Origin of the sequence: Streptomyces sp. B21-083 (assembly GCF_036898825.1) — a bacterium.
In the GTDB taxonomy this organism is placed as follows: Bacteria; Actinomycetota; Actinomycetes; order Streptomycetales; family Streptomycetaceae; genus Streptomyces.
The window spans coordinates 2,522,639-2,549,622 of the sequence record NZ_JARUND010000002.1 but is presented as its reverse complement, the minus strand read 5'-3'; the positions used below and the strand labels follow the sequence as shown (position 1 = coordinate 2,549,622).

Here is a 26,984-nt window from a genome sequence, read left to right as displayed (position 1 = left end):
GTAATCCGTGAAAAAGCTCTCCGCACGACGACGCCATCCGCTGGCGGCGGTCGTCGTCCTACTCATCGCGCTGGCGGCCGTCGGGGGGCTGTACGGCACGCTCGAACCCACGAGCAAGGCAGTGGCCGATGAGACCGCCCAGTCCCTCACCATCACCGAGGGACAGAGGCTGTACTCCGTGGGCTGCGCAAGCTGCCACGGCACCGGCGGTCAGGGGTCCTCCGACGGTCCGAGCCTGGTGGGTGTCGGCGCCGCGGCGGTCGACTTCCAGGTGGCGACCGGCCGCATGCCGGCCGCGACCTCGCAGGGCGCGCAGATCCCGAAGAAGAAGAACATCTACTCGCAGGCGCAGATCGACCAGCTCGCGACGTACATCGCGTCGCTGGGCAGCGGTCCCTCCGTGCCGACCGCGGAGCAGTACGGCCCCGACGGGGCGGACATCGCCAAGGGTGGCGAGCTGTTCCGCACCAACTGCGCCCAGTGCCACAACTTCACCGGCAAGGGCGGTGCGCTCACGCACGGCAAGTTCGCCCCGGACCTTGAGGGTGTGGCCCCGAAGCACATCTACGAGGCCATGCAGAGCGGCCCGCAGAACATGCCGTCCTTCCCCGACACGACGCTGTCGGAGAAGAACAAGAAGGACATCATCGCGTACCTCGACGCGGTCAACGGCGAGGACACCGTGGAGCCCGGCGGCCTCGGCCTGGGCGGTCTCGGACCGGTCAGTGAAGGTCTGTTCGCCTGGATCTTCGGCCTCGGAGCGCTCATCGCGGTCGCCGTTTGGGTCGCCGCTCGGACCGCAAAGGCCAAGAAGTCATGAGTAGCCAAGACATTCCAGAGAAGAACCTGCCCGCAGTGCAGGAAACCGAGCACGGTGCCGTGGGCGTCGCGGACGAGAAGAACCCGTTCGCGGACCCGGGGCTGCCGCCCCACGAACACCGCGTCCAGGACATCGACGAGCGGGCCGCCAAGCGGTCCGAGCGTGCGGTCGCCTTCCTGTTCACGCTGTCGATGCTGGCCACCGTCGCCTTCATCGTCTCGTACGTGGCGATCCCGTCGGACAAGTCGATCTACGTCTTCCCGATCGGGCACCTCAGCGCGCTGAACTTCGCGCTGGGCCTGTCCCTCGGGATCGCGCTCTTCATGATCGGCGCGGGGGCGGTCCACTGGGCCCGCACCCTGATGTCCGACGAGGAGCTCATCGCCGAGCGTCACGAGATCGCGGCACCGCCCGAGGTCAGGGCGCAGGTCATGGCCGACTTCAAGCAGGGCGCCAAGGAGTCCGCGATCGGCCGGCGCAAGCTGGTCCGCAACACGATGTTCGGCGCGATGGCCCTGTTCCCGCTCTCCGGCGTCATGCTGCTGCGCGACCTCGGCCCGCTGCCCGGGACCAAGCTGCGCCACACCCTGTGGTCCAAGGGCAAGCTGCTCGTCAACATGAACACGAACGAGCCGCTGCGGCCCTCGGACGTCGCGGTCGGTTCGCTCACCTTCGCCAAGCCCGAGGGCCTGGAGGAGCACGACGAGGAGTTCCAGACCGAGATCGCCAAGGCCGCCCTGATGATCGTCCGCATCCAGCCGGACAACATCAAGGACAAGCGCGAGCTCGCGTGGTCCCACGAGGGAATCGTGGCGTACTCGAAGATCTGCACCCACGTCGGTTGCCCGATCTCCCTGTACGAGCAGCAGACGCACCACGTGCTCTGCCCCTGCCACCAGTCCACCTTCGACCTCTCCGACGGCGCCCGGGTGATCTTCGGCCCCGCCGGTCACGCTCTGCCGCAGCTGCGCATCGGCGTGAACGACGACGGCTACCTTGAGGCGCTCGGCGACTTCTCCGAGCCCGTCGGTCCTGCCTTCTGGGAGCGCGGATGAGTACTACGGCAAACACGGACCCGCGTTCGTCGCGCGAGAAGGCACCCGCCGGTGAGCGCGTCGCCGACTGGGCCGACGGCCGGCTGGGGATCTACTCCCTGGCCAAGGCCAACATGCGCAAGATCTTCCCCGACCACTGGTCGTTCATGCTCGGTGAAGTCTGCATGTACAGCTTCATCATCATCATCCTCACGGGTGTGTATCTGACGCTGTTCTTCCACCCGTCGATGAACGAGGTGGAGTACCACGGCAGCTACATCCCGCTGCAGGGCCAGCTGATGTCCGAGGCGTTCAACTCGACCATGCACATCTCGTTCGATGTGCGCGGTGGTCTGCTGATCCGGCAGATCCACCACTGGGCGGCGCTGATCTTCCTCGCCGGCATGTTCGTGCACATGATGCGCGTCTTCTTCACGGGTGCGTTCCGCAAGCCCCGTGAGGTCAACTGGCTCTTCGGGTTCCTGCTGTTCGTCCTGGGCATGTTCACCGGGTTCACCGGCTACTCGCTCCCGGACGACCTGCTCTCCGGCACCGGTGTGCGCTTCATGGAGGGCGCGATCCTGTCTGTGCCGGTCGTGGGCACGTACATGTCGTTCTTCCTCTTCGGCGGCGAGTTCCCGGGCGGCGACTTCGTGGCCCGCTTCTACTCGATCCACATCCTGGTGCTGCCGGGCATCATGCTCGGGCTGATGGTGGCCCACCTGATCCTGGTCTTCTACCACAAGCACACGCAGTTCGCGGGCCCCGGAAAGACCAACAACAACGTCGTCGGTATGCCGTTGCTGCCGGTCTACATGGCGAAGGCCGGAGGCTTCTTCTTCCTGGTCTTCGGTGTCATCGCGGTCATCGCGGCCATCGCCTCGATCAACCCGATCTGGGCCATGGGCCCCTACCGGCCGGACCAGGTGTCGACCGGCGCCCAGCCCGACTGGTACATGGGCTTCTCCGAGGGGCTGATCCGTGTCATGCCGGGCTGGGAGTTCAACGTCTGGGGCCACACGTTCGCCCCGGGTGTGTTCATCCCGCTGACGATCGTCTTCCCGCTGGTCCTGGTCGCGATCGCGGTCTACCCGTTCATCGAGTCCTGGGTCACCGGCGACAAGAACGAGCACCACATCCTGGACCGCCCGCGCAACGCGCCGACGCGTACGGCGTTCGGTGTCGCGTGGATCACCTGGTACATGGTGCTGCTGATCGGTGGTGGGAACGACCTCTGGGCCACCCACTTCCACCTGTCGATCAACGCCATCACCTGGTTCGTCCGGGTCGCGTTCTTCGTCGGACCGGTCATCGCGTTCATCGTCACCAAGCGGATCTGCCTCGGCCTCCAGCGCCGCGACAAGGACAAGGTGCTGCACGGCCGCGAGTCGGGCATCATCAAGCGCCTGCCGCACGGTGAGTTCATCGAGGTGCACGAGCCGCTCAGCCAGGAGGCTCTGCACACGCTCACCGCGCACGAGCAGTACGAGCCGGCCATGATCGGCGCGACGGTCGACGAGAACGGCGTGGAGCGCAAGGTGAAGGGCGTGGAGAAGCTGCGCGTCAAGCTCAGCAAGTCCTACTACGGCGAGGACAACCAGATCGCCAAGCCCACCGCCGAGGAGTACAAGGAGATCACGAGCGGCCACGGCCACCACTGATCACCTCGCTTCGCCACACACGGCACAAGGGCCCCGTCCGTACCTCGGACGGGGCCCTTCGCCGTGTCGCCGGGCTGGATAGGGTGTCCCCATTCCCACCAGGAGTCCCGCGGAGTTCCGCCGGACTGACCCAGGAGCGGCAGATGAGCGCTGTGAACCCCGCCGGAGGCGACACCGCGGCGGCCCGTTCCTGGCCCCGCGTGCTGAACGGCCTGCTCGACGGCCATGACCTGACCGCCGCCGACACCGCCTGGGCGATGAACCTGATCATGCGCGGCGAGGCGACCGACGCCCAGATCGCCGGGTTCGTGGTGGCGTTGCGGGCCAAGGGCGAGACCGTCCAGGAGATCGCCGGGTTCGTCGAGGCGATGTACGAGCATGCCAACGTCATCGAGGTGCCGGGGCCGACCGTCGACATCGTCGGCACCGGCGGCGACGGTGCCAACACGGTCAACATCTCCACCATGTCGGCGATCGTCATCGCCGGTACGGGCGCCAAGGTCGTCAAACACGGCAACCGGGCGGCCTCCTCGGCCTCCGGCGCGTCAGACGTGCTGGGACAGCTCGGGGTCAACCTGGAGCTGACGCCGAAGCGGGTGGCCGAGGTCGCCGAGGAGGCCGGGATCACCTTCTGCTTCGCGGCCAAGTTCCATCCGGCGATGCGTCATGTCGGTGCCGCGCGCGGCCAGTTGGGCATCCGGACCGTCTTCAACATCCTGGGTCCGCTGACCAACCCGGCCAAGGTCAGGGCGCAGGCGGTCGGGGTCGCCGACCCCCGGATGGCACCCATCGTCGCCGGAGTCTTCGCCGAGCGCGGCAACTCGTCCCTGGTGTTCCGGGGCGACGACGGCCTCGACGAGCTGACGATCACCGCCACGTCCCACGTATGGGTCGTCCGGGACGGCAAGGTGACGGAGGAGACCTTCGACCCACGCGACGTCGGCATCGAACTGGTCCCGGTGGAGGCCCTGCGCGGCGGTGACGCCTCGTACAACGCGGCGGTCGCCCGGCGGCTCCTCGACGGCGAGACCGGGCCCGTACGGGATGCCGTGCTGCTCAACTCGGCGGCGGCGCTGGTGGCGCTGGACCCGGGTCCGGGCTCCCTGGCCGAGCAGATCGGCGCCGGGATGGCGAAGGCCGCTCAGGCCATCGACTCGGGGGCGGCGAAGAAGACACTGGAGCGGTGGTCGGCGGCCAGCAACGCGTAGCCGTCGCACAGCGGTTCCCTGGTGAGGAGCGTCCCGCGATCCGGACACGGGTTGCGGGACGCCGATCACCTCCGTTACGTTCTGTACCAGGTCATGAGTGACAGTCATGAGGCCCCGGCCGACTGTCCGGCAACCCTCCGTCCGTGGCGGGGTGCCCCGGGATGAAGACCAGGCCGTAGGCAGCAAGGCTTACGGCAAGCGCGGGCCCCTCTCGACACCAGGGGTCCTGGTCGTTCGAGGGAGTCTTCCGTGAGCAAGCGAATGCGATAGGGCTGCCGAGCCCCGCCTCCGCGCACCCCTTCCTTCCTTTTCCTGTGCTGAGCCATGTCCGCTCGCACAGCGATTCCTCTTGTCCTCACGGGAGTTCGCCATGTCTGTCTCCACCGTTGCCGCCGACCAGGTCGTTTGTGCCCCCCTGTCCGTTCTGGGCCGCGATGTCACCGTCCCGCTCGTCACCGGCGGCGAAGTCACCTACGCCGCGCTCGACTACGCCGCCAGCGCCCCCGCGCTCCAGCGGGTCTGGGACGACGTGGCCGCGTACGCGCCCTACTACGGCAGCGTGCACCGGGGTGCCGGCTACCTCTCCCAGCTGTCGACGGACCTCTTCGAGAACGCCCGCAGGACGGTCAGGGAGTTCCTGGACTGCCGCGCCGACGACCAGCTGATCTTCACCCGGTCCACCACCGACTCCCTGAACCTGCTCGCCGCCGCCCTCCCCGACGGCTGCCAGGTCTTCGTCTTCGAGACCGAGCATCACGCCTCGCTGCTGCCCTGGCGGGACGCCCAGGTCACCTACCTCAACGCCCCGCGCACCCCCGGGCAGGCCGTCACCACCCTGCGGGAGGCCCTCGCCGCCCGAGACCCCGAGGGCCCGGCCCTCGTCTGCGTCACCGGCGCCTCGAACGTCACCGGCGAGCTGTGGCCCGTACGGGAGCTGGCCGGCGTCGCCCATGCCCACGGCGCCCGGATCGTCCTGGACGCCGCCCAGCTCGCCCCGCACCACCCGGTCTCCGTCCAGGACCTCGACGTCGACTGGGTCGCCTTCTCCGGTCACAAGCTGTACGCGCCCTTCGGCTCCGGTGTCCTGGCCGGCCGCGCCGACTGGCTGCGCGAGGCCGACCCGTACCTCGCCGGTGGCGGCGCCAGCCGCAAGGTCACGCGGCGCACGGACGGGGGAGTGGACGTGGAGTGGCACGACACCGCCGCCCGGCACGAGGCCGGCTCGCCGAACGTCATCGGCGCCTACTCGATCGCCGCCGCCTGCAAGGCCCTCACGGAGGCCGGCTTCGAGTCGCTGGTGGCCCGGGAGCAGCGGCTGATCGACACCGTGCGGGCGGGACTGGCCGAGGTGCCCGAGGTCAGGGTTCTCTCGCTCTTCGGCGACGACGCCCCGCGCGTGGGCGTCATCTCGTTCGTCGTCGAGGGCTGGAACAGCTCGCACTTCGCCGCGGCGCTCTCCGCGGAGTACGGGATCGGGGTCCGGGACGGGCTGTTCTGCGCGCATCCGCTGGTGCGGACGCTGCTGGGCAGTGACCCGCAGACGCAGGGGGAGTGCGGCGCCCCCGAGGCCGCTCCCGGTGAGAAGTCGCTCAACGCGATCCGGGTGAGCTTCGGGGCGGGGACGCCGGACGAGCATGTGGAGCGGTTCGTGGGCGCGGTGAAGGAGCTTGTGCGGGACGGGGCCCGGTGGCAGTACCGGACGGAGGACGGCCGCTGCGTCCCGGCGGTGTGACCGCCCCCGCCGCCCTCACCCGTCCCATCCCTGGGGGCTGCCGCCCCCAGACCCCCGATCATCGGCCTGCACGGCCTCGTCCTCAAGCGCCGGACGGGCTGAATAGTGCTCTGTGCGACGAGCCACAGGCAACCCGCACCCGCCGACGGACCTCAGGAATCGAGTCCGATGGCGAACGCCGCCTCCAGGTCGTGCTGGGAGTACGTCCGGAACGCCACGTGGGTGTCCGTTCCCTCCACGCCCGGGATCTTGCTGATGCTGCCGGGGATGATCTCCGCCAGGTCCTCGTGGGCCTTGACGCGGACCATCGCGATGAGGTCGTACGTGCCGGTGACCGAGAAGACCTCGCTCACGCTGTCCAGTGCGGCGATCGACTCCGCGATCTCGGGGATCCGGTCCACGCTGGTCTTGATGAGCACGATCGCGGTGATCACGGCTGGTTCTCTCCCTCGGTGGCCGTCGCTGGGGCGGGCCTCACTCTAGTCGTACGGCGATATCGCACCCACGCGTAGGCGAAGCCCAGCCCGAACCCCACCACGTGCGCCAGGTACGCCACCCCGGGCCCGGACGACGCCCGGCCCGCCGCCATCCACTGGAGGGTCGCCCAGAACGGCAGGGTCAGCCAGGCCGGGAAGCGCAGCGGGAGGAAGAAGAGGAAGGGCAGGAGGCTCGTGACGCGGGCGCCGGGGAACAGGTAGAGGAACGCGCCCAGGATCGCCGAGATCGCGCCGGACGCCCCCACCAGCGTCTGCTGCGAGCCGGCGTTGGCGGCGGCGTACCCCAGCAGGGCGAGATAGCCGCAGCCCACGTAGAAGAGGGCGAACTCCAGATGGCCGAGACGTTCCTCGGTCATCGCGCCGAAGACGTAGAGGAAGAGCATGTTGCCCAGCAGGTGGACCCAGCTGCCGTGCACGAACAGTGCCGTGGCGGGGGTGAGGGTGGCTCGCGGGGCGCCGGTGAAGAGGTCGGCGGGGACCACGCCCCAGCGGCGGAAGTAGGCCCGCTGGGCGGCCAGCAGGGCGTCCCCGGTGCCGTAGCCCGGGTTGAGGCCCGAGGCGGGGCCGATGACGAAGAGCAGACAGCAGACGGCGATCAGCCCGTACGTCACCGGCGCCGACCGGGCGCGGACCGAGCTACGGACCGTCGTACGCCACTTTTCGAACTCGCCGATCATGGACACAGAGCATGACGTAACGGGACCTAACAGCGCAGACCGCCTCGCCGCTGTGGACGGACGGGCGGTGGATACCCGCCAGGCCTTAGGGTTACGAGCCACACGCTCCAGGGAATCTGGCGCAGCACGGATACTAGAAGGAAAGCGAACATATCCACGATGACGGTTCCTCTGCCGACCGACACGACCCGGTGGCGCTGTGCGCTCTGCGGCAACCTCACGCGTTTCGACGTGACCCGCTCCTCGAAGGTCGTGGAGTACGTGCACCTCGACCTCGCGGGAGATCCCACGGTGGAGGAGCGCGAGGTGGTCAGTGAGACCATCGAGTCGGTGCGCTGCCGTTGGTGCAACGCCGTGGATCAGGTGGAACTCGTGGACAGGCCGGGCGCCGGCTCCTGACAGGAGCAGGCCCCGCACCGGAATCGGTTGGGGTGACGGATGGTGGAGACCACAGGCGGGGAGCCGGGCGACGGCGCCGCCGAGGTGCTCGACCGCCCGCTGCCCGACGGCGTGCGCAGGCGCGTCGTGCAGATCGTCTCCGACGGGTTCGGCGGACTCACCGTCGCCGAACTGCCCGCCCAGTTGCGGCAGTACGCGCGGTTCGCGCCCAACCGGCGGGCCAAGTTCGCCGGCAACGCGATGGCCGCCGCGCTGGAGACCGACACGCTGTTCCGGCAGCGCATCGGGGAGAAGCTGAGGGAGGCCCAGCCGGAGCTGGCGGGTGCTCTCGACGCCGGTTCGCCGCCCCCGGCCGCCGATCCGCTGGACGTGGCCGCCGCGGCCTATGTGCTGCGCCCCACGGGCTGGGTGAAGCTCGTCACCGCGGCCGGCGAGGAGGCGCAGCGCGCCGACGCCGAGCGGGCCGACGACGAGAGCCGGGCCGAACTGGAGCGGCTGCGCGAGGAACTGGCCGTAGCCCGGGGGCACACCCGCACCGAGACCGAGCGGCTGCGTACGGAGCTGGAGTCGGCCAAGAAGGAAGCCGAGTCGCTGCACCGCAAGCTGCGCGCCGCCCTCAGTGACGTCAAGCGCGGCGAGGCGGCCCTGCGCAAGGTGCACGCCGAGATGGATTCCGTACGCACCGACGGGCACACGCAGGTCTCCGCTGCGGAGAGCGAGGCGCGGCGGCTCAAGGGGCGGCTGACCGAGGTCGAGGCCGCGTTGGAGGCCAGCAGACGCGCCGCCCGGGAAGGGCGCAGCGTCGAGGACATGCGCGTACGACTGCTGCTGGACACCGTGCTCGACGCGGCCCAGGGGCTGCGGCGGGAGCTGGCGCTGCCGCCGGTGTCGGTGCGTCCCGCCGAGACCGTGGACGCGGTCGAGCCGGGGCGGATGACGCCGAAGGACATCGCCGCCCGGGCGCTGTCCGAGAACGATCCGGCGATTCTCGACCAGCTGCTCGCGCTGCCGCAGGCGCATCTGGTCGTCGACGGCTACAACGTGACGAAGACCGGCTATCCGCAGATGCCGTTGGAGAAGCAGCGGCTTCGGCTGCTGGGGCAGCTGTCGCAGCTCGCCGCGCAGACCGGGGCCGAGATGACCTGTGTCTTCGACGGGGCCGAACTGGCTGCTCCGGTGCTGCTGGCGCCGCCGCGCGGGGTGCGCGTCCTGTTTTCCAAGGCCGGTGTCACCGCCGACGAGTTGATCCGTCAGCTGGTGCGCGCGGAGCCGCCCGGCAGGCCGGTCATCGTCGTGTCCACGGACCGTGAGGTGGCCGACGGGATCGCCAAGGCCGGTGCCCGGCCGGTGGCTTCGGTGGTGCTGCTGAAGCGGTTCTCGGGCGGCTGACAACATAAGCGCCGAATGCCCGAATTGGTGGAACTGTCACGCAACGTAGTGTCAATCGGGCATTACCGCACGTGAGTTGTACGTAAAGAATGCACGGTGTGACAAACATTTTTCACCTCAGGATTTGAAGTGATCACAAGAAGGTCACTAAGGTCAGGCCTCGAACCTCCGCTCGGGTGATCGCTCAAAGGGAGTGACGGCGGGAGAAGAAGGAGTTCGCCTCCGTGGCGTCCCATCGTCGACCGAAGCAGCCGAGCCGCACCCGCGTGACCGTGCTCACCACCGCCGCGGCAGCCGCCGTGGCCCTCAGTGCCAACGCCGCCAACGCCGCGCCGACTGAGAAGCCGAGCAAGGACGAGGTCAAGGCCAAGGTCGACAAGCTCTACGAGCAGGCGGAGCAGGCCACCGAGAAGCTCAACGGGGCCGAGGAGAAGCAGAGCCGGCTGGAGAAGGAGATCTCCGCCCTCCAGGACAACGTCGCCCGCGGCCAGGCGGACCTCAACGACCTGCGCGACGGCCTCGGACTCGCCGCCGCCGCCCAGTACCGCTCCGGTGGCATCGACCCCTCCGTGCAGCTCTTCCTCTCCGCCGACCCGGACGACTACCTCGACAAGGCGTCCACGATGGACCAGCTGAGCGCTCAGCAGGTCGAGTCGCTCAAGAAGGTCCAGGAGAAGCAGCGCGCGCTCGCGCAGCAGCGCTCCGAGGCCAGTGAGAAGCTCGGGGACCTCGCGGACACCCGCACCGAGCTGGCCAGGAAGAAGAAGGAAGTCCAGGGCAGGCTCGCGGAGGCGCAGAAGCTCCTCAACTCCATGACGGCCGCGGAGAAGGCGGCCCTGGCCGCCGCCGACGCCCGCGCCAGCCGCGCCAGCGAGCGCTCCGCCCTCGACGACTCGGGCGGCGGCGCCGTCACGGGCCGCGCCGGTTCCGCGTACGCCGCCGCGCAGAGCGTGATCGGCTCGCCGTACGTCTACGGCGCCTCGGGACCCGGCTCCTTCGACTGCTCGGGCCTCACCTCGTGGGCGTTCGCCCAGGCCGGCATCCAGATCCCGCGGACCTCGCAGGAACAGGCCAACGCCGGTACGCGCATCTACTCGCAGAGCGATCTGCAGGTCGGTGACCTGGTCATCTTCTACAGCGACCACCACCACGTCGGCTTCTACGCCGGCAACGGCCAGGTCCTGCACGCGCCGCGCACCGGCACGGTCGTGCGGTACGAGTCGATCGACAACATGCCCTTCCAGTTCGGCGTACGGATCTGATCCTCTCGTCGCCGGATCGGATCGTCGTACTCCTTCCGGGTCTGTTCAAGATCAGGACACGTTGACGCCCGAACGGGCGAATCCCGACACCTTTCGCTGACCCCGCGCCCCGCCGATGACCTGCGTCATAGGCGGGGCGTCACTGTGTGTGGCCGTCGAGGTCGTTGGTCCGCGTGTGGTCGCCCGGCTACTGTCTGCCGCGCCCCCAACACCGGGGGAACACATGCGTCCGCCAGCGGAAGGAGTGCGGCTTCTCGTGGGGTTCCATCGCCGCCTTGCACCGTCCGGGTTCGACCGGGGAGCCAGCGCCGCACTCTGCGTGCTGTCCGCCGCAGCCGCGGCTCTCGGCGCGGCCGTGCCCTCGGCCACCGCCGCGCCGACCGACCACACCCGGGCCGAGGTGGACCGGCTCTACACGGAGGCCGAGGAAGCCACCGAGTCCTACAACCGGGCCGACGAGCGCGCCGACGCGCTGCGCGAGCGGGTGACCCGGGCCCAGGACCGGATCGCCCGGCAGCAGCTGCGCGTCAACACCATGCGGGAGACGCTCGGTTCGCTCGCGGGCGCCCAGTACCGGGCCGGGGGCCTCGACCCCTCGCTCGCACTGCTGTTCTCCGACGACCCGGACGAGTACCTGGCGAAGGCCGCCGCCCTCGACCGGATCAACGTCCACCAGGCCGCTGAGCTGAGGGAACTCCAGGCGGCCATGCGGGAAGTCGCCCAGGAGCGGGCGGAGGCCGCCGGCGAGCTCACCGAGCTGGACCGGAGCCGCAAGGCCGTCGCCGCACACAAGCGGACCGTCGAACAGAAGCTGGCGAAGGCGCGGGCGCTGCTCAACTCGCTGCCGTCCGCCGACCGGGCCGCCTACGACCGGGCCTCGCGTTCCGACCGCGCCGACCTGCCTGACCCCGGCAACGCCGTCGCGCCGAGCGGCCGGGCGGCAGCCGCCGTCGCCGCGGCCCGTGCCGCGCTGGGCAGTCCGTACGTCTGGGGCTCCAACGGGCCCTCCGGCTTCGACTGTTCGGGCCTGATGCAGTGGTCGTACGCGAAGGCCGGGGTCTCCCTGCCGCGCACCTCGCAGGCCCAGCGGTACGCCGGGCACCAGGTCCCGCTCTCCCAGGCCCAGCCCGGCGACCTGGTCACCTACCGGGCCGATGCCAGCCATGTCGGCATGTACGTGGGCAACGGCCAGGTCATCCACGCCCCCTATCCGGGCGCGCAGGTGCGGTACGACCCGGTGGGCATGATGCCGGTCTCGTCGGTCACCAGGGTCTGAGCGTCCGGAACGTCACCGCTTCCGGGACTTCCCGGCCGTATCGGCTTCCCGACAATCGGGCCGTACGATCGTCGGCGTGGCTGGTCGAAGGCGTGCGTGGGGTGCGTGGCGGGTCCGGGTCGTGGCGCTCTGGCTGCTGCTCGGCTCGCTGGTCGCCCTCGTGGCGTGCGGCGCCGGCCGGCCGGGAACCGACACCGCGTCCGCCGACGTACGACGGCTGCTGGACCGGCGCTCGGCGGCCGTCCTCGCCGGTGACGCGGCGGCGTACGGGCGCACCGGCACGTCGGCACGGTTCACGCGGCTGCGCGCGCTCCCGCTGGCGGCCTGGTCGTACCGTCTGATCGCCCTGCACCGCACCGCGGGTGACGAGGCCACCGCCGACGTGGAGCTGAGCTACCGCGTCCGGGGCATCGACAAGGCCCCCGTGAAGGCCGGGCGCACGCTGCGCCTCACCGAGCGGGACGGCGGCCGGTGGTACGTCGACGACGACGAGCCCGCGCGCAGGACGGGCCAGCAGCTGTGGGACCAGGGGACCGTGGAGGCCGTACGCGGGGTGCACAGCCTCGTACTGGGGGTCGGGCAGCCGTCGGACCTGCTGCGCCGGTACGCGGGCCTCGCCGACCGTGCCGTGCCGGCGGTGACGGACGCGTGGGGCGGGGCGTGGACGAAGCGGGTCGTGGTCCTCGTACCGAAGTCGCTGGAGGGGATGGCGGGGCTGCTCGGGTCGCCGTCCTCCGCGTACCGGGGGATCGCGGCGGTCACCACCGGGGAGGCGGGAGGGCCGGCGACGGCGCCCGCGGACCGGATCATCGTCAACCCCGAGGCGTACGGCGTGCTCGGCGGTTTCGGCAAGCAGGTCGTGCTCACCCACGAGACCACGCACGTGGCGACCCGTACGGCCACCACGGCCGCCACACCCCTGTGGCTCTCCGAGGGGTACGCGGACTGGGTCGGCTACCGCTCCACGGGCCGTACGGCCGTCCAGGCGGCGCCCGAACTGGCCCGCGCCGTGGCCGCGGACGAGGTGCCCGACGCGCTTCCCGTGGACGCGGCCTTCGGCTTCGGCGGGGACGCGGCGAAGCTGGCCCAGGCGTACGAGGGCGGCTGGCTGGCGTGCCGGCTGATCGCCGACCGGTGGGGCGAGGTGCGGCTCGGCGAGTTCTACCGGGCCGTGGGGTCGCACGGGAAGCGGGCGGGGGCCGTCGAGGGGGCGCTGGCGAAGGTGCTGGGGACGACGCCGGGGGAGTTCACGGGCCTGTGGCGGGAGTACCTCCGCGCTCAGCTCGGCTGAGTCTCCCGGGCGCGAACGGCCCGGTCGGGCAGCGGCGGGAGCTCTGCCCGGCGCGGGACCGTCGTGCGCCACAGCCGCAGGGCCGCCGTGAGGGCGGCGGCGATCAGGAGGCCGTTGCGGGTGAACAGCAGGGTCATGCCGTAGGTGTCGCTCGCGACCACGTGCCCGAAGCCGACGGGGAACTCCAGGACCGTCACCAGACAGGCGACGACGACCAGGGCGGCGGGCAGGACCATGCTGGTGGCGCGGAAGCAGAGGCAGACGGCGGCGAGGCCGACCAGCCACACAAGGTACTGCGGGCTGATCACCCGGCTGGTCACCGTGAACAGCAGCACCGCCACGAAGGCCGCCTCCGCGAGGGTGTGCGGAAGGAAGCGGGTGGCGCGCAGCCGCCACAGCAGCAGCCAGCCGAAGGCGAGGACGGTCAGCAGCAGAGCGACCGTGGTCACCGTCCCCACGAACGGGCCGAGGAACTCGATGGAGCCGTAGTTCAGCGCCACCCGGCCCTCCCAGCCGAACTGCCGCCCGACATGGAAGACGAGGGCGCCCACCGACTCCACCTCGGTGCCCCGGTCGCCCTGGAAGGTCAGGAAGGCGAAGGCACCGGGCATGGTCGCCGCGAACACGGACACCAGCGCGGCCACGGTGAGGGCGGCCCAGGCCCATGCCCGCCGCCCTGTGGCCCCCACGAGCAGCAGAGCGGGCCAGACCTTCAACAGCGCCCCGAAGGCCGCCAGGGCACCCATGAGGCGCGGATGCCGGGCGCCCGCGAGCAGCGCGGCCACCGCCACCGCGGTCACCATGACGTCGTACCGGGCGTACACGGTCGGGCCCAGCAGCGGTACGCCCACCACCCACACCCGGGCGCCGCGCGGCGACCGGCCGGGGCGCCCGCCCGCGTACAGGAGGAGCGACAGGACGACGAGGTCGGCGAGACAGGCCAGGACGAAGAACGCCGACGCGTAGTCCAGGAACGGCAGGGCGCCGGGGGAGAGGATCGCCAGGGCGGCGGCGGGCGGGTACTGCCAGGTGACGTCGGCCAGCGGGAAGGTGCCGTGGCTCAGCACCTCGTACCAGCCGTGGTAGATCACCGAGACGTCGCTCGTGACGTCCGGGCCGGGGAAGACGACCACCTTGAACACGAACAGCAGCAGGAGCAGCCGGCTCACGCCCCAGGTGCCCAGCAGCGCCACGGGGAGCCGCGGTCGTCCTCTGCGCGCGATGTCCACCTGCACCCCTGTTCGTGCCACCGTGCCGCCGAGCAGGCGCGGACGTGTCGGTTCAGGCCCGGGGACCTGTCAACCGGTGAGCGGCCATGATCTCCCGAGCGGCTGTGCGAATGCCATCAAACGGGGCCGGACACCTGTGAGGGTTCTGGGAGGGTGCGGGAGACGGTTCGGTAGGGTCGGCCGCGTGCACAAGACCCTGATCGTGACGAACGACTTCCCGCCCCGGCCGGGCGGTATCCAGGCCTTCCTGCACAACATGGCGCTGCGGCTCGACCCCGACCGGCTCGTCGTCTACGCCTCCACGTGGAAGCGCGGCCCCGAGGGTGCCCGGGCCACGGCCGCCTTCGACGCCGAGCAGCCCTTCACCGTCGTACGGGACCGGACGACGATGCTGCTGCCGACGCCCGCGGTCACCGGGCGGGCCGTCGGGCTGCTGCGTGAACACGGGTGTACGTCGGTGTGGTTCGGGGCCGCCGCGCCGCTCGGGCTGATGGCGCCGGCCCTGCGGAAGGCGGGCGCCGAGCGGCTGGTGGCGACCACCCACGGTCATGAGGCCGGGTGGGCGCAGCTGCCGGCGGCGCGTCAACTGCTGCGCAGGATCGGCGAGTCGACGGACACGATCACCTACCTGGGTGAGTACACGCGGTCGCGGATCGCCACCGCGCTGACCCCGAGGGCGGCCCGGCGGATGGTCCAACTGCCGCCCGGGGTCGACGAGAAGGCCTTTCACCCGGGGTCTGGGGGCGAGGCGGTCCGCGCCCGGCTCGGGCTCACCGATCGGCCCGTGGTCGTGTGCGTCTCGCGGCTGGTCCCGCGCAAGGGGCAGGACACGCTGATCCTGGCGATGCCCCGCATCCTCGCGGTCGAGCCGGAGACGGTGCTGCTGATCGTCGGCGGCGGCCCCTACGCGCGGGAGCTGCACAAGCTCGCGCACGAGACCGGCGTCGCCGACTCGGTCCGCTTCACCGGGCCGGTGCCCTGGGCCGAGCTGCCCGCCCACTACGGCGCCGGTGACGTCTTCGCGATGCCGTGCCGGACGCGCCGGGGCGGTCTCGACGTCGAGGGGCTCGGAATCGTCTACCTGGAGGCGTCCGCGACGGGGCTGCCGGTGGTCGCCGGTGACTCGGGAGGCGCGCCGGACGCCGTCCTGGACGGTGAGACCGGCTGGGTGGTGCGCGGCACTTCCGTGGAGGAGGCCGCCGACCGGATCACCGTCCTGCTCGGCGACGCGGAGCTGCGCGCCCGGATGGGGGCGCGGGGGCGGGCCTGGGTCGAGGAGAAGTGGCGCTGGGATCTGCTCGCGGAGGAGCTGAAGGCGCTGCTGTGACGGCAGAGGTCCGCGCGGCCGGCAAAGGTGAATACATATAGGTACGCACCTACTAGGCGGAAGTCGAAATTCCGCCGATGCTGCGCTCATGACAGAAAAACTGATACACCGTCAGTTGATGCAGCATCAGCTGACGAGACGTCAAATACTGGGCATGGCCGCCTTCCAGACGGCCGCCGCCCTCGGCTTCACCCGCGTCGGCCTCCAGTCCGCCCAGGCCGTCGAACCCGCCGCCGTCGAGTCCGCCCCCGCGATCGTCATCGGCTCCGGCTACGGCGGCGCGGTCGCCGCGCTCCGCCTCGGCCAGGCCGGCATCCGCACCCTCGTGATCGAGATGGGCCGCCTCTGGAACACCACGGGCTCCGACGGCAAGATCTTCTGTTCCACCGCCGCCCCCGACAAGCGCTCCATGTGGTTCAAGACCCGCACCGAGGCACCCCTGGCCAGCTTCCTGTGGCTGGACCTCGTCAACAGGGACATCACCCCCTACCCCGGCGCCCTGGACCGCGTGCACTACAACGACATGTCCGTGTTCCTCGGCCGCGGGGTCGGCGGCGGTTCCCTGGTCAACGGGAGCATGGCCGTCACCCCGCTCCAGTCCTACTTCGCCGAGCAGTTCCCCGGCGTCGACTCCACGGAGATGTACGGGACCTACTTCCCGCGGGCCCGCGCGATGCTCGGCGTCAACAACGTCGACCCCGCCTGGTTCGAGTCCACGGAGTGGTACCGCTTCACCCGGGTATCCCGCAAGCACGCCGAGAAGGCAGGCCTGAAGACCACCTTCGTACCGAGCGTCTACGACTTCGACTACATGCAGCGAGAGGCGGCCGGCACGGCGACCAGGTCGGCGCTGGGGCAGGAGGTCATCTACGGCAACAACTACGGCAAGCGCAGCCTCGACAAGACGTACCTCGCCTCCGCGCTGGGCACGGGCAACGTCACCATCACCACCATGGAGCGCGTCAGGGCGATCACCAGGGCCGCCGACGGGACGTACGTCCTGACCGCCGACCGGATCGACGACACCGGCGCGGTCGTCCAGACGAAACAGTACGGGTGCACCTATCTGTTCCTGGGCGGCGGCAGCATCGGGACCACCGAACTCCTCGTCCGGGCCCGGGAGACGGGCGCGCTCCCCGCGCTCAACGCCGACGTGGGCACCGGGTGGGGGACCAACGGCAACGTGATGCTCGGGCGCGCCAACCACCTGTGGGACACGGTCGGGGCGAACCAGTCGACGATGCCGGTGATGGGCATCGACGACTGGGCCAACACCGACAACCCCGTCTTCGCCGAGATCGCCCCGCTGCCCATGGGGCTGGAGCACTGGGTGAGCCTCTATCTGGCGATCACCAAGAACCCGCAGCGGGCCTCGTTCACCTACGACGCGACGACCGACTCGGCGCGGCTCGGCTGGAGCGCCGCCCAGAGCGCGGTGTCCGTCGCCATGGCCAAGAAGCTGTTCGACCGGATCAACGCGGCCAACTCCACCATCTACCGGTACGACCTGTTCGGCTCCGGCAACAAGGTGTTCGCCGACGACTTCACCTACCACCCGCTGGGCGGCTGCGTGTTGGGCAAGGCGACCGACAACTACGGGCGGGTGAAGGGGTATTCGAAGCTGTACATCACCGACGGCTCGCTGGTGCCCGGCTCGATCGGGGTGAACCCGTTCGTGACGATCACGGCGCTCGCGGAACGCACGATGGCGCGGGTCCTCGCCGAGGACACCGCGCCATGAGCCAGATCCGGCACCGACTCCCGCACCGACTCCTGTACTAACTCTGGTAGATCGCCTCGATCTCGTCCGCGTAGTCCTTCGCCACCACATTGCGCTTGAGCTTCAGGGACGGCGTCAGGTGGCCCGACTCCTCGGTGAACTGGGAGGCCAGAATGCGGAACTTCCGCACCGATTCCGCTTTCGACACCGCGGCGTTGCCGTCGTCGACCGCGCCCTGGATCACCGCGAGGAGATCCGGGTCATGGGCGAGCGACGCCGCGGTGGACCCGGCCGGCTTGCCGTGCTCGTCGGCCCAACGCCCCAGGAACTCCTCGTCGATGGTGACCAGCGCGCCCACGAACGGCCGCCCGTCACCCACCACCATGCACTCCCCGACCAGCGCGTGCGCGCGGATACGGTCCTCGATCACGGCCGGGGCGACGTTCTTGCCGCCCGCCGTGACGATGATCTCCTTCTTGCGGCCGGTGATGCTCAGGAAGCCGTCCTCGTCGAGCGTGCCGATGTCGCCGGTGTGGAACCAGCCGTCGGCCAGCGCCTCCTCGGTCGCACCCGGGTTGTTCCAGTACTCCTTGAAGAGGTGCTCGCCGTGCAGCAGCACCTCGCCGTCGTCGGCGATGCGCACGACCGAGCCGGGCAGCGGCTGGCCGACCGAGCCGATCTTCTGCCGGTCCCACGGGTTGAACGCGGTGGCCGCACAGGACTCCGTCAGGCCGTAGCCCTCCAGCACCGTGAAGCCGATCCCGCGGAAGAAGTGCCCGAGCCGCTCACCGAGCGGGGCGCCGCCGGAGATGGCGTACTCGCCCTTGCCGCCGAGGACCGCGCGCAGCTTGCTGTAGACGAGCTTGTCGAACGTCTTGTACTTGATCTTCAGGCCGAGGGACGGACCCGACGGGGTGTCCAGCGCCCGGCTGTACAGGATCGCCGTGTCGGCGGCCTTGTCGAAGATCTTGCCCTTGCCGTCCGCCTGCGCCTTGGCACGCGCCGAGTTGTAGACCTTCTCGAAGACACGCGGCACACCGAGGATCAACGTCGGCCGGAACGAGGCCAGTTCGTCGGTGAGGTTCTTGATGTCCGGGACCATGCCCAGTTTGATCGGCGCCATCATCGGCGCGATCTGCACCAGCCGCCCGAAGACGTGCGCGAGCGGCAGGAAGAGGAGGACCGAGCACTCGCCGGTCCGGAACAGGGGCCGCAGCCGCTCGACGACGTTGCCGCACTCGGCGAAGAAGCTGCGGTGCGTCAGCACACAGCCCTTGGGCCGGCCGGTCGTACCGCTCGTGTACACGATGGTCGCCGGGTCGTCGGCCTTCGTCCGCGCACCGCGTTCCTCGACGGCCGCGTCGCTGACGTCCTGGCCCGCCCGCCCCAGCTCCTCCACCGCGCCCGTGTCGATCTGCCAGACGTGCTTCAGCCCAGGCAGCCGGTCACGCACCGACTCGACGGAGGCGGCGTGGCCGTCCAGCTCCACGATGACCGCGGTGGCCCCGGAGTCACCGAGGATCCACTGCACCTGCTCGCTGGAGCTGGTCTCGTACACCGGTACGGTCACCGCGCCCGCGCACCAGATCGCGAAGTCGAACAGGGTCCACTCGTAGCGCGTACGGGACATCAGGGCGACCCGGTCGCCCTGCGCGACCCCGGAGGCGATGAGGCCCTTCGCGACGGTGAGCACCTCGGCGAGGAAGGTCGTGGAAGTCACGTCCTGCCAGACGCCGTCCACCTTGCGGGCGATGACGGCGACATCCGGATGCTGCGCGGCGTTTCGGCGGACGATGTCGGTCAGATTTCCGTCCGCGGGGACCTCGTACAAAGCCGGAAGGCTGAACTCGCGCAAGACTGCTGCTCCTCATAGGGCGCCGGCGCCACGACGTTGTGCGATGCGACGGTGCGGTCCATGGCTCGGGCAAGTACTCGCGGATCCCGTAGTCGAAATCCTGAGTACGACTGGACTGCCCGGACGTTACCCGCCGGTATGGCTTCTACGACAGGGGGGACCGGCGAGATGTTCGCGGCGTCACACGGGTTGGTGTCTTTTACGCACAGTAGTGCACGGTTTTCTTGACTGACCAGTAACCGTGAGCGACCCCCCTCTTCTGTTCACCCGTACCGCACACGCCTACCCTTGATCGCCATGGCACCCACACCGCGGGGCAACCCACAGGCGAAGAGGACGCGCGTCCACGTGGTCAGCGACGTGCACGGCAACGTGCGCGACCTGGCCGCGGCCGGTGCGGGCGCGGACGCCCTGATCTGCCTGGGCGACCTGGTCCTCTTCCTCGACTACGCCGACCACTCGCGCGGCATCTTCCCCGACCTCTTCGGTGCCGAGAACGCGAGCCGCCTCGTGGCGCTGCGCACGGCCCGCCGCTTCGAGGAGGCACGCGAACTCGGGGCCCGGCTGTGGGCCGGCGTCGGCGCGGACCGGGCGACGGTGATCGAGAAAGCGGTGCGCAGGCAGTACGCCGAACTGTTCGCCGCGCTCCCGACCCCGACGTACGCCACCTACGGCAACGTCGACATGCCGACACTGTGGCCGGAGTACGCCGGACCGGGCACCCGGGTCCTGGACGGGGAGCGGGTGGAGATCGGCGGCCGGACCTTCGGCTTCGTCGGCGGCGGCCTCAGGACGCAGATGCGCACGCCGTACGAGATCAGCGACGAGGAGTACGCGGCGAAGATCGAGGCGGTCGGCGAGGTCGACGTGCTGTGCACGCACATTCCGCCGGAGGTCCCGGAGTTGGTGTACGACACGGTCGCGCGCCGCTTCGAACGCGGCAGCCGCGCGCTGCTCGACGCGATCCGGCGCACGCGCCCCCGGTACGCCCTGTTCGGCCACGTCCACCAGCCGCTGGCCCGGCGGATGCGGATCGGCGGCACGGAGTGCGTGAACGTGGGGCACTTCGCGGGGAGCGGGCAGCCGTGGGTACTCGAATGGTGACCGGGTCCGGGTGACAACGGCCCGCTCTGCGCGGGGTAGCCTTCACGCTGCACGTACGTGCGCACCAACCCTCCCTCACCGGACCGCATCTGGAGGAGCCACTTCGATGGCGGAATTCACCAGTTCGAGCATCACGATCGAGGCGGCACCGAACGAGGTGATGGCGGTGATCGCCGACTTCGCCCGTTACCCGGACTGGACCGGCGAGGTGAAGGAGGCGGACGTCCTGAAGACCGACGCCCAGGGCCGCGCCGAGCAGGTCCGCCTCGTCATGGACGCCGGCGCGATCAAGGACGACCAGACCCTCGGCTACACCTGGACCGGCGACAACGAGGTCTCGTGGACCCTGGTCAAGTCGCAGATGCTGCGTGCCCTGGACGGCTCGTACATCCTGAAGCCGGCGGGCGCCGGGGCGACCGAGGTCACCTACCAGCTGACGGTGGACGTCAAGATCCCGATGCTGGGCATGATCAAGCGCAAGGCGGAGAAGGTCATCATCGACCGCGCGCTGGCGGGGTTGAAGAAGCGGGTGGAGGAACCCAAGTAGTTTCGCGCCCCCGCCGCCCCTACCCGTCCCATCCTCGGGGACTCCGCCCCCGAACCCCCGCTCCTCAAACGCCGGAGGGGGCTGAATTTCCCCGGCCGGTGCCGACATTTTCAGCGCCGCTCAGGTGATTTCAGCCCGTCCGGCGTTTGAGGACGAGGCCCGTTCAGGGCCGTAGGGGGGTCTGGGGGCGCAGCCCCCCGGGGGTGCGTGACAACACCGGTACCGTTCACCCACATGCGCACAATCCTCCTCACCGGCCCAGGCGGCTCGGGCCGCACCACCCTCGCCGCGGCCACCGCACTGACCGCGGCGCGCGACGGCACACCCACCCTCGTCCTCAGCACCGACCGCACCGACACCCTCGGCGCCGCCCTCGGCACCCCCACGGGCCCCACCCCCGTATCCGTACCGGGCACCCCCCACCTCACCGCCTGGCGCCCCGACGCGGCGGAACGCTTCCGCGGCGACCTCACCGCCTTCCAGGACCGCGGCGCCAACGTCCTCGACTTCCTCGGCGCCTCCCGGCTCGACCCCGAGGAAGTCACCCCCCTCCCCGGCGCCGAGGAACTCGCCCTGCTGCGCGCCCTGCGCGACGCCGCGCTCTCGGAGGCGTACGACCTCCTCGTCGTCGACCTCCCACCCACCCCGCAGGCCCTCGCCCTCCTCGCCCTGCCCGACGAACTCCGCCGCTATCTGCGCCGCCTCCTCCCGGCCGAACGCCAGGCCGCCCGCGCCCTGCGCCCCGTACTCGGCCGCCTCGCCGGCGTCCCGATGCCCACGGAGTGGCTGTACGAGGCCGCCGCCCGCTGGGACGTGGAACTGGCCGCCGTCACCGCGGTCGTCGAGGACCGGGACACCGTCGTACGCCTGGTCGCCGAACCCGGCCCGGCCGGCGCCGACGCCGTACGCTCCGCCACCGTGGGACTCGCCCTGCGCGGCCTGCGCGCGGACGCGCTGATCGCCAACCGCGTCCTGCCGGAACCCTCGACCGACCCCTGGCTCGCCTCCGTGACCGCCCAGCAGCGCAAGACCCTGGAGGAGTGGCAGGAGACGTACGCCCTCCACCAGGTACCGCATCTCGGACACGACCCGCGCGGCGCCGGCGACCTGGCCGCCCTGCGCGCCCCCGCCGTCAACCGGACCCCCGCCACCGTCGAGTGGCCTGTGACCGACCACCTCGCCGACGACGGTGTGCTCGTCTGGCACATCCCGCTGCCCGGCGCGATACGCGACGAGCTCGACCTGGTCCGGCGCGGCGACGAACTCGTCCTCACCGTAGGCCCGTTCCGCCGTATCGTCGCGCTGCCCTCGGCGCTGCGCCGCTGCTCGGTGGCTGGCGCCGCCCTGCGCGACGGCGAGCTGAGGATCCGTTTCGCGCCGGACCCGGATCTCTGGCCGCAGACACGATGAACCGCGTACGTCCATTCGGGTACCGTCGTAGAGACGAACCGTAGTCAGGAGTCCGCCATGAGCGAAGAGCGCCCCACATTCGACGCCGCTCGGGGGGACGCGGCCGACGAGGCACCGTACGAGAAGCCCGACACCGACGCCGACGCGTGGGCGAAGGCCTGCGCCGAGGACCTCGAAGCGGAGAAGGCCCGCCGCCGAGCCCAGTACGGCCCGCAGCCCGGCTCCGCCGCCGAGGAGCTGCGCAAGCTCGTCGACGCCGTCTCGGACAAGCTGTCGTCCCTCCAGTCACCCCTGCTCGGCGCGGTCGCCCAGGGCACCGCCCAGCAGGTGGTGCGACAGGTCGTCCAGCAGGCCAAGGCCGCCGTCGAACCGATGATCGAACGCAACCCGGACGTCTTCGACCACCTGGCAGCCGCGGGCAACGAACTGCTGGCCGCCTACCGCTCTGCCGCCGAGTCCCAGGAACGCCGCTGGACGACCGGGGAGGCCGAGCGCGCGAGGAACCGGGGCGAGGACGGCGGCGAGGGCACCGGCTCCGGCCCCGGCGAACGCATCGACCTCGACTGACATCCCACCGGAACCGGAACCGGCACCGCCGCTGACACGCCACTGACACCCCTCAGTCACGTCCCGCCGGGCCCGCCCACCGTACGGACGACGGGAACCCGGCGACAGTGCCTCGGGTACCGTTGCCCGTAGCGGGGCTCGACCGAAACTGAGGGATTCATGGGACTCACCATCGGCGTCGACATCGGCGGCACGAAGATCGCGGCCGGCGTGGTCGACGAGGAAGGCAACATCCTCTCGACCCACAAGGTGCCGACCCCGGGCACGCCCGAGGGCATCGTGGACGCCATCGCCGCCGCCGTCGAGGGCGCGCGCGCCGGGCACGAGATCGTGGGCGTCGGCATCGGCGCCGCCGGATACGTGAACCGCCAGCGATCCACGGTCTACTTCGCGCCCAACATCGACTGGCGCGAGGAACCGCTGAAGGACAAGGTCGAGGCACGCGTGGGCCTGCCGGTCGTCGTCGAGAACGACGCGAACGCGGCGGCATGGGGCGAGTACAAGTTCGGCGCGGGCAAGGGCCACCGCAACGTCATCTGCATCACCCTGGGCACCGGCCTCGGCGGCGGCATCATCATCGGCAACAAGCTGCGCCGCGGCCACTTCGGCGTGGCCGCGGAGTTCGGCCACATCCGCGTGGTCCCGGACGGGCTGCTGTGCGGCTGCGGCAGCCAGGGCTGCTGGGAGCAGTACGCGTCGGGACGCGCCCTCGTCCGGTACGCCAAGCAGCGCGCCAACGCGACCCCGGAGAACGCCGAACTGCTGCTCTCCCTCGGCGACGGCAGCCCCGAGGGCATCGAGGGCAAGCACATCTCGATGGCCGCGAGACAGGGCGACCCCGTCGCCGTCGACTCGTACCGCGAACTGGCCCGCTGGGCCGGCTCGGGCCTCGCCGACCTGGCCTCCCTCTTCGACCCCTCCGCCTTCATCGTCGGCGGCGGCCTCTCGGACGAGGGCGAACTGGTCCTCGATCCCATCCGCAGGTCCTACAAGCGCTGGCTGGTGGGCGGCAACTGGCGCCCGGTCGCCGAGGTCATCGCCGCCCAACTGGGCAACAAGGCAGGCATGGTGGGCGCGGCAGACCTGGCCCGGGAACCCGACCCGATCATGTAGGACACGCCCATACCTGTAGTTGCTCGCCGCCCCCCTTCGCCGGAGGGCGGCGAGCTGTTCCACCTAGGGGCGCGGGGAACTGCGCGACAAGCCCCCACCGGTCGCCACCGCGCCAACTACCGCACCTCTCACGGCGAGTTCCCGGTATCTCTCCCAACCCGCGTCCGTATCTTGACCCCCATGGCGACGAACCCCCCACTCCCCAACTCCCACACGAACCCCGACGGTTCCGCCGTCATCCGAGTCCTCAGCTACAACATCCGCTCGATGCGCGACGACACCACCGCCCTCGCCCGAGTCATCACCGCCTGCGCCCCCGACCTCGTCCTCATCCAGGAAGCCCCCCGTTTCTTCCGCTGGCGCAAGAAACTCGCCCGCCTCGCAGCCGCCTCCGGTCAGGTACTCCTCACCGGCGGCGCCACCGCAGCCGGCCCCGCCGTCCTCTGCTCCCTGCGCGCGACCGTCGAACACACCGAGGACGTTCTGCTCCCCCTCACGCCCGGCCACCACCGGCGCGGCTTCGCGACGGCGGTCGTCCGCTTCGGGGACGCCCGGCTCGGCGTACTGAGCTGCCACCTCAGCCTGCAGAAGGACGAGCGGTACGAGCAGTCGGGCCTGCTCCTCGACCGCCTCGCCGCGATGGACGTACCGCACGCCGTCGCAGGCGGCGACCTCAACGAACGCCCCACCGGCCGCAGCTTCCGGCGCCTGGCAGCCGGCCTCCAGGACTGCTGGACCACGGCCCCCTGGGGTACGGAGTTCACCTCGACGCCCGCCGACCCCCACCAGCGGATCGACGCGATCCTGGCCACGCCCGGCATCGAGGTCCTCGGCTGCGGGGTGCCGATGGGACACCCCGGCGTACTGGCCTCGGACCTGACGGCAGCGACGGATCACCTGCCGGTCCTGGCGGCGTTGCGTGTACCGGCGTCCTGAGCCCACCCGGTCCACCGCGCGGAGCCGGCAGTCGGCGGTGAGAGGAGCTGCCTGAGGGCGGCGACGGATCACCTGCCGGTCCTGGCGGCGTTGCGTGTACCGGCGTCCTGAGCCCACCCGGTCCACCGCGCGGAGCCGGCAGTCGGCGGTGAGAGGAGCTGCCTGAGGGCGGCCACGGACCACCTGTCGGTCCTGGCCGCCCTCAGTATCCCCGCGTCTCGGACCTCCTGGAACGTCCCCCGAGCAGGACAGTGAGCCGACGGTGGTCGTCAGACGGTGGCCGTCAGACCACCGCGCCCCGCCCCGGATCCTGCTCGTCGTCCTCGTCGCCCTTCATGCGCATCACCAGCGTCGCGAACCCGCCGAGGAACCCGCCGATGGCCAGCGTCGTCAGCCACCAGGTCATGTCCCAGCTCAGCAGCACGGCGAGCAGCAGCAGCACCGGACCGCCGAGCACCGCCAGCCAGGCGAACCGGGCGGTCGTGTCGGAGGCCGGCAGCGGAGGCGGCTCCGGCGGCACGAAGTGGCCCTCGTCGTCATCGTCGAAGTCGTCCTCCGACGCGTCCGGCGCCGCGTAGTCGCGCGGGCCGCCGACACCCGGAGCGAAGGCGACAGAGCTGCCCAGCGGCTTCGCGGGCTGACTGTCGCCCTTGGCCACCTTGTCGGCGTTGCCCTTCGGGTCGGGGTCGACCGAGTCCCCGGTGTCGTCGTTGGTGTCCGGTTCGAGCAGCGCCAGATCCTCGACGGACTTGAACGGCTTGGCGCCCGGCGGGTCCGGCGGCTCGTCGCCGTACGCCTCCACGATCGCGGCCCACGCGGCCGCCTCGTCGAAGGGCACACCCTTCTCCTCCGGCTCGCGGTCGGAGTCGTGCTCAGCCACCCGTGGCCGTCCCTTCCTGCTGCCCCACTTGGTCTCCCTGCCGGCTCTGGCGCGGCACCCGCGCATCGCCGGTACCCGGCCCGACCGAGCCCTCTGTGTCCTTCGTGTCCTTGGACTCCTCGCCGGCCGCGGTCGCGAGCCGGAGGACGAACGCGTGGCTCTCCTCGAAGATCCGGTCCGCATCATGGTCCAACGTCGCGACGTGGTAGCTCTGTTCCAGCACGATCTCCGCCACGTCCGTGGACGACACCCGGCTCAGCACCCGCGCCGAGTCCGCCGCCGGCACCACATGGTCCGCCCGGCTGCGCAGCAGCAGCATCGGCTGGGTGACCTGGGGCAGCTCGCCGTCGACCAGGCGGTAGAACGTGCGCATCGAGTGCGCCGCGTGCAGCGGAACCCTGGGGTAGCCGACCTCCGCGACGCCCTCCTTCTTGATGTCGCTCACGATGCCGGGAACCGAGGGCACGAGATGACGCACCACCGGAAGGGCGTACGCGGCAAGACCGTGGACCTTGTTCGCCGGGTTGACGACCACGATGCCGCTGATCCGGTCGCCGTACCGCGCGGCGAGCCGCAGGGTCAGCGCGCCGCCCATCGACAGGCCGAAGACGAACACCTGGGCGCAGCGCTCCAGCAAGGCGCGCAGCTCGCGGTCCACCTCCGCGTACCAGTCCTGCCAGCCGGTGAGCTGCATGTCCTCCCAGCGCGTGCCGTGCCCGGGCAGCAGCGGCAGCGAGACGGTCAGCCCGCGCTCGGCGAGGTACTCCGCCCAGGGGCGCAGCGACTGCGGGGAACCGGTGAAACCGTGACAGAGCAGGACTCCGACCTCCCCGCCCTCATGGCGGTACGGCTCGGCTCCAGGAAGGACCGGCACCATCGGTCTCCTGTTCATGGGGTGGGTGACTGGGGTGGGTGATCACGCAGGGAAGCCACGAGGCTTCGAGGCGTACTTCACCGTACGCGACCGCACTGACACCGACCAGGGCCGTCGGGCTCTTTGACAGTGCTGCGGGTTAAGGTCTGATCTACAGACACAGGAGGCAGTCGGTT

24 protein-coding genes and 1 riboswitch are annotated in these 26,984 nt (G+C 70.6%); of the genes, 18 read left to right on the top strand and 6 right to left on the bottom strand.

The window, feature by feature from the left end:
• The first annotated feature begins 7 nt into the window (after positions 1–7).
• From qcrC to QA861_RS35390, 5 genes are all read left to right on the top strand, one after another.
• A complete protein-coding gene (gene qcrC, locus QA861_RS35410) occupies positions 8–820 on the top strand; it encodes a cytochrome bc1 complex diheme cytochrome c subunit (RefSeq protein WP_334592797.1) in 813 nt (270 codons plus the stop codon).
• Positions 817–1,875, top strand: coding sequence for a cytochrome bc1 complex Rieske iron-sulfur subunit (qcrA, locus tag QA861_RS35405; RefSeq protein ID WP_334592795.1), 1,059 nt, complete (start codon positions 817–819; stop codon positions 1,873–1,875). Before qcrC ends, qcrA begins: the two co-directional genes overlap by 4 nt.
• A complete protein-coding gene (gene qcrB, locus QA861_RS35400; protein WP_334592794.1) occupies positions 1,872–3,515 on the top strand; it encodes a cytochrome bc1 complex cytochrome b subunit in 1,644 nt (547 codons plus the stop codon). Before qcrA ends, qcrB begins: the two co-directional genes overlap by 4 nt.
• Positions 3,516–3,658: 143 nt before the next feature.
• The gene (trpD, locus tag QA861_RS35395) at positions 3,659–4,723 is read left to right on the top strand and encodes an anthranilate phosphoribosyltransferase (RefSeq protein ID WP_334592793.1); all 1,065 of its coding nucleotides are present in this window, start codon (positions 3,659–3,661) and stop codon (positions 4,721–4,723) included.
• Positions 4,724–4,812: 89 nt separating this feature from the next.
• Positions 4,813–4,930, top strand: a riboswitch (SAM riboswitch).
• Between the two features lie 163 nt (positions 4,931–5,093).
• Positions 5,094–6,455 (top strand): aminotransferase class V-fold PLP-dependent enzyme, encoded by a 1,362-nt coding sequence (locus QA861_RS35390; protein ID WP_334592792.1) that lies wholly within the window; start codon positions 5,094–5,096, stop codon positions 6,453–6,455.
• Positions 6,456–6,607: 152 nt separating this feature from the next.
• Here QA861_RS35390 and QA861_RS35385 read toward each other — a convergent pair whose 3' ends face one another.
• Together QA861_RS35385 and QA861_RS35380 are read right to left on the bottom strand one after the other, a co-directional pair.
• On the bottom strand, positions 6,608–6,889 hold the full coding sequence (locus QA861_RS35385) for an Lrp/AsnC family transcriptional regulator (protein ID WP_006377651.1): 282 nt from the start codon (positions 6,887–6,889) through the stop codon (positions 6,608–6,610).
• Positions 6,886–7,629, bottom strand: a complete 744-nt coding sequence (locus tag QA861_RS35380) for a rhomboid family intramembrane serine protease (RefSeq protein WP_334592791.1) — start codon at positions 7,627–7,629, stop codon at positions 6,886–6,888. The genes QA861_RS35385 and QA861_RS35380 overlap by 4 nt, the downstream gene beginning before the upstream one ends.
• A 159-nt stretch (positions 7,630–7,788) precedes the next feature.
• On the opposite strand from QA861_RS35380, the gene QA861_RS35375 reads away from it, so the two are divergent.
• The 5 genes from QA861_RS35375 (at position 7,789) to QA861_RS35355 (ending at position 13,246) form a co-directional block, all read left to right on the top strand.
• On the top strand, positions 7,789–8,028 hold the full coding sequence (locus tag QA861_RS35375; RefSeq protein WP_319199470.1) for a hypothetical protein: 240 nt from the start codon (positions 7,789–7,791) through the stop codon (positions 8,026–8,028).
• A gap of 39 nt (positions 8,029–8,067) precedes the next feature.
• The gene (locus tag QA861_RS35370) at positions 8,068–9,417 is read left to right on the top strand and encodes an NYN domain-containing protein (protein WP_334592789.1); all 1,350 of its coding nucleotides are present in this window, start codon (positions 8,068–8,070) and stop codon (positions 9,415–9,417) included.
• 224 nt (positions 9,418–9,641) lie between these two features.
• Positions 9,642–10,679: a C40 family peptidase gene (locus tag QA861_RS35365; protein WP_334592788.1), complete on the top strand. Its 1,038-nt coding sequence runs from the start codon at positions 9,642–9,644 to the stop codon at positions 10,677–10,679.
• A 256-nt stretch (positions 10,680–10,935) separates the two neighbouring features.
• The gene (locus QA861_RS35360; RefSeq protein ID WP_334592787.1) at positions 10,936–11,955 is read left to right on the top strand and encodes a C40 family peptidase; all 1,020 of its coding nucleotides are present in this window, start codon (positions 10,936–10,938) and stop codon (positions 11,953–11,955) included.
• A gap of 76 nt (positions 11,956–12,031) precedes the next feature.
• Positions 12,032–13,246 (top strand): hypothetical protein, encoded by a 1,215-nt coding sequence (locus QA861_RS35355; protein WP_334592785.1) that lies wholly within the window; start codon positions 12,032–12,034, stop codon positions 13,244–13,246.
• Here QA861_RS35355 and QA861_RS35350 read toward each other — a convergent pair.
• A complete protein-coding gene (locus QA861_RS35350; protein ID WP_334592784.1) occupies positions 13,234–14,475 on the bottom strand; it encodes a glycosyltransferase 87 family protein in 1,242 nt (413 codons plus the stop codon). The genes QA861_RS35355 and QA861_RS35350 overlap by 13 nt on opposite strands.
• Before the next feature lie 184 nt (positions 14,476–14,659).
• Between QA861_RS35350 and QA861_RS35345 the strand changes: the two genes are divergently transcribed.
• Both QA861_RS35345 and QA861_RS35340 read left to right on the top strand, forming a co-directional pair.
• Positions 14,660–15,802 carry a glycosyltransferase family 4 protein gene (locus QA861_RS35345; protein WP_334592782.1) on the top strand — a complete coding sequence of 381 codons (1,143 nt, stop codon included), beginning with the start codon at positions 14,660–14,662 and terminating at the stop codon, positions 15,800–15,802.
• Between the two features lie 118 nt (positions 15,803–15,920).
• Positions 15,921–17,543 carry a GMC oxidoreductase gene (locus QA861_RS35340; RefSeq protein WP_503461755.1) on the top strand — a complete coding sequence of 541 codons (1,623 nt, stop codon included), beginning with the start codon at positions 15,921–15,923 and terminating at the stop codon, positions 17,541–17,543.
• A gap of 37 nt (positions 17,544–17,580) precedes the next feature.
• On the opposite strand, the gene QA861_RS35335 is transcribed toward QA861_RS35340, so the two are convergent.
• A complete protein-coding gene (locus QA861_RS35335) occupies positions 17,581–19,377 on the bottom strand; it encodes an AMP-dependent synthetase/ligase (protein WP_334592779.1) in 1,797 nt (598 codons plus the stop codon).
• A 348-nt stretch (positions 19,378–19,725) separates the two neighbouring features.
• Between QA861_RS35335 and QA861_RS35330 the strand changes: the two genes are divergently transcribed.
• The 6 genes from QA861_RS35330 (at position 19,726) to QA861_RS35305 (ending at position 25,054) form a co-directional block, all read left to right on the top strand.
• Entirely contained in the window at positions 19,726–20,481 is a 756-nt protein-coding gene (locus QA861_RS35330) for a metallophosphoesterase family protein (RefSeq protein WP_334594948.1), read from the top strand.
• Between the two features lie 106 nt (positions 20,482–20,587).
• Positions 20,588–21,028 (top strand): SRPBCC family protein, encoded by a 441-nt coding sequence (locus QA861_RS35325; RefSeq protein WP_334592778.1) that lies wholly within the window; start codon positions 20,588–20,590, stop codon positions 21,026–21,028.
• Positions 21,029–21,262: 234 nt separating this feature from the next.
• Complete coding sequence (locus tag QA861_RS35320) at positions 21,263–22,438, top strand: ArsA family ATPase (RefSeq protein ID WP_334592776.1); 1,176 nt, start codon at positions 21,263–21,265, stop codon at positions 22,436–22,438.
• A 57-nt stretch (positions 22,439–22,495) separates the two neighbouring features.
• Complete coding sequence (locus QA861_RS35315) at positions 22,496–23,005, top strand: DUF5304 domain-containing protein (protein WP_334592775.1); 510 nt, start codon at positions 22,496–22,498, stop codon at positions 23,003–23,005.
• Between the two features lie 159 nt (positions 23,006–23,164).
• A complete protein-coding gene (locus QA861_RS35310; RefSeq protein ID WP_334592774.1) occupies positions 23,165–24,118 on the top strand; it encodes an ROK family glucokinase in 954 nt (317 codons plus the stop codon).
• Positions 24,119–24,298: 180 nt separating this feature from the next.
• The gene (locus tag QA861_RS35305) at positions 24,299–25,054 is read left to right on the top strand and encodes an endonuclease/exonuclease/phosphatase family protein (protein ID WP_334592773.1); all 756 of its coding nucleotides are present in this window, start codon (positions 24,299–24,301) and stop codon (positions 25,052–25,054) included.
• A 283-nt stretch (positions 25,055–25,337) separates the two neighbouring features.
• On the opposite strand, the gene QA861_RS35300 is transcribed toward QA861_RS35305, so the two are convergent.
• Both QA861_RS35300 and QA861_RS35295 read right to left on the bottom strand, forming a co-directional pair.
• Positions 25,338–25,934 (bottom strand): hypothetical protein, encoded by a 597-nt coding sequence (locus QA861_RS35300; RefSeq protein ID WP_334592771.1) that lies wholly within the window; start codon positions 25,932–25,934, stop codon positions 25,338–25,340.
• A complete protein-coding gene (locus QA861_RS35295; RefSeq protein ID WP_334594947.1) occupies positions 25,927–26,808 on the bottom strand; it encodes an alpha/beta hydrolase in 882 nt (293 codons plus the stop codon). Before QA861_RS35295 ends, QA861_RS35300 begins: the two co-directional genes overlap by 8 nt.
• Between the last annotated feature and the right edge of the window lie 176 nt (positions 26,809–26,984).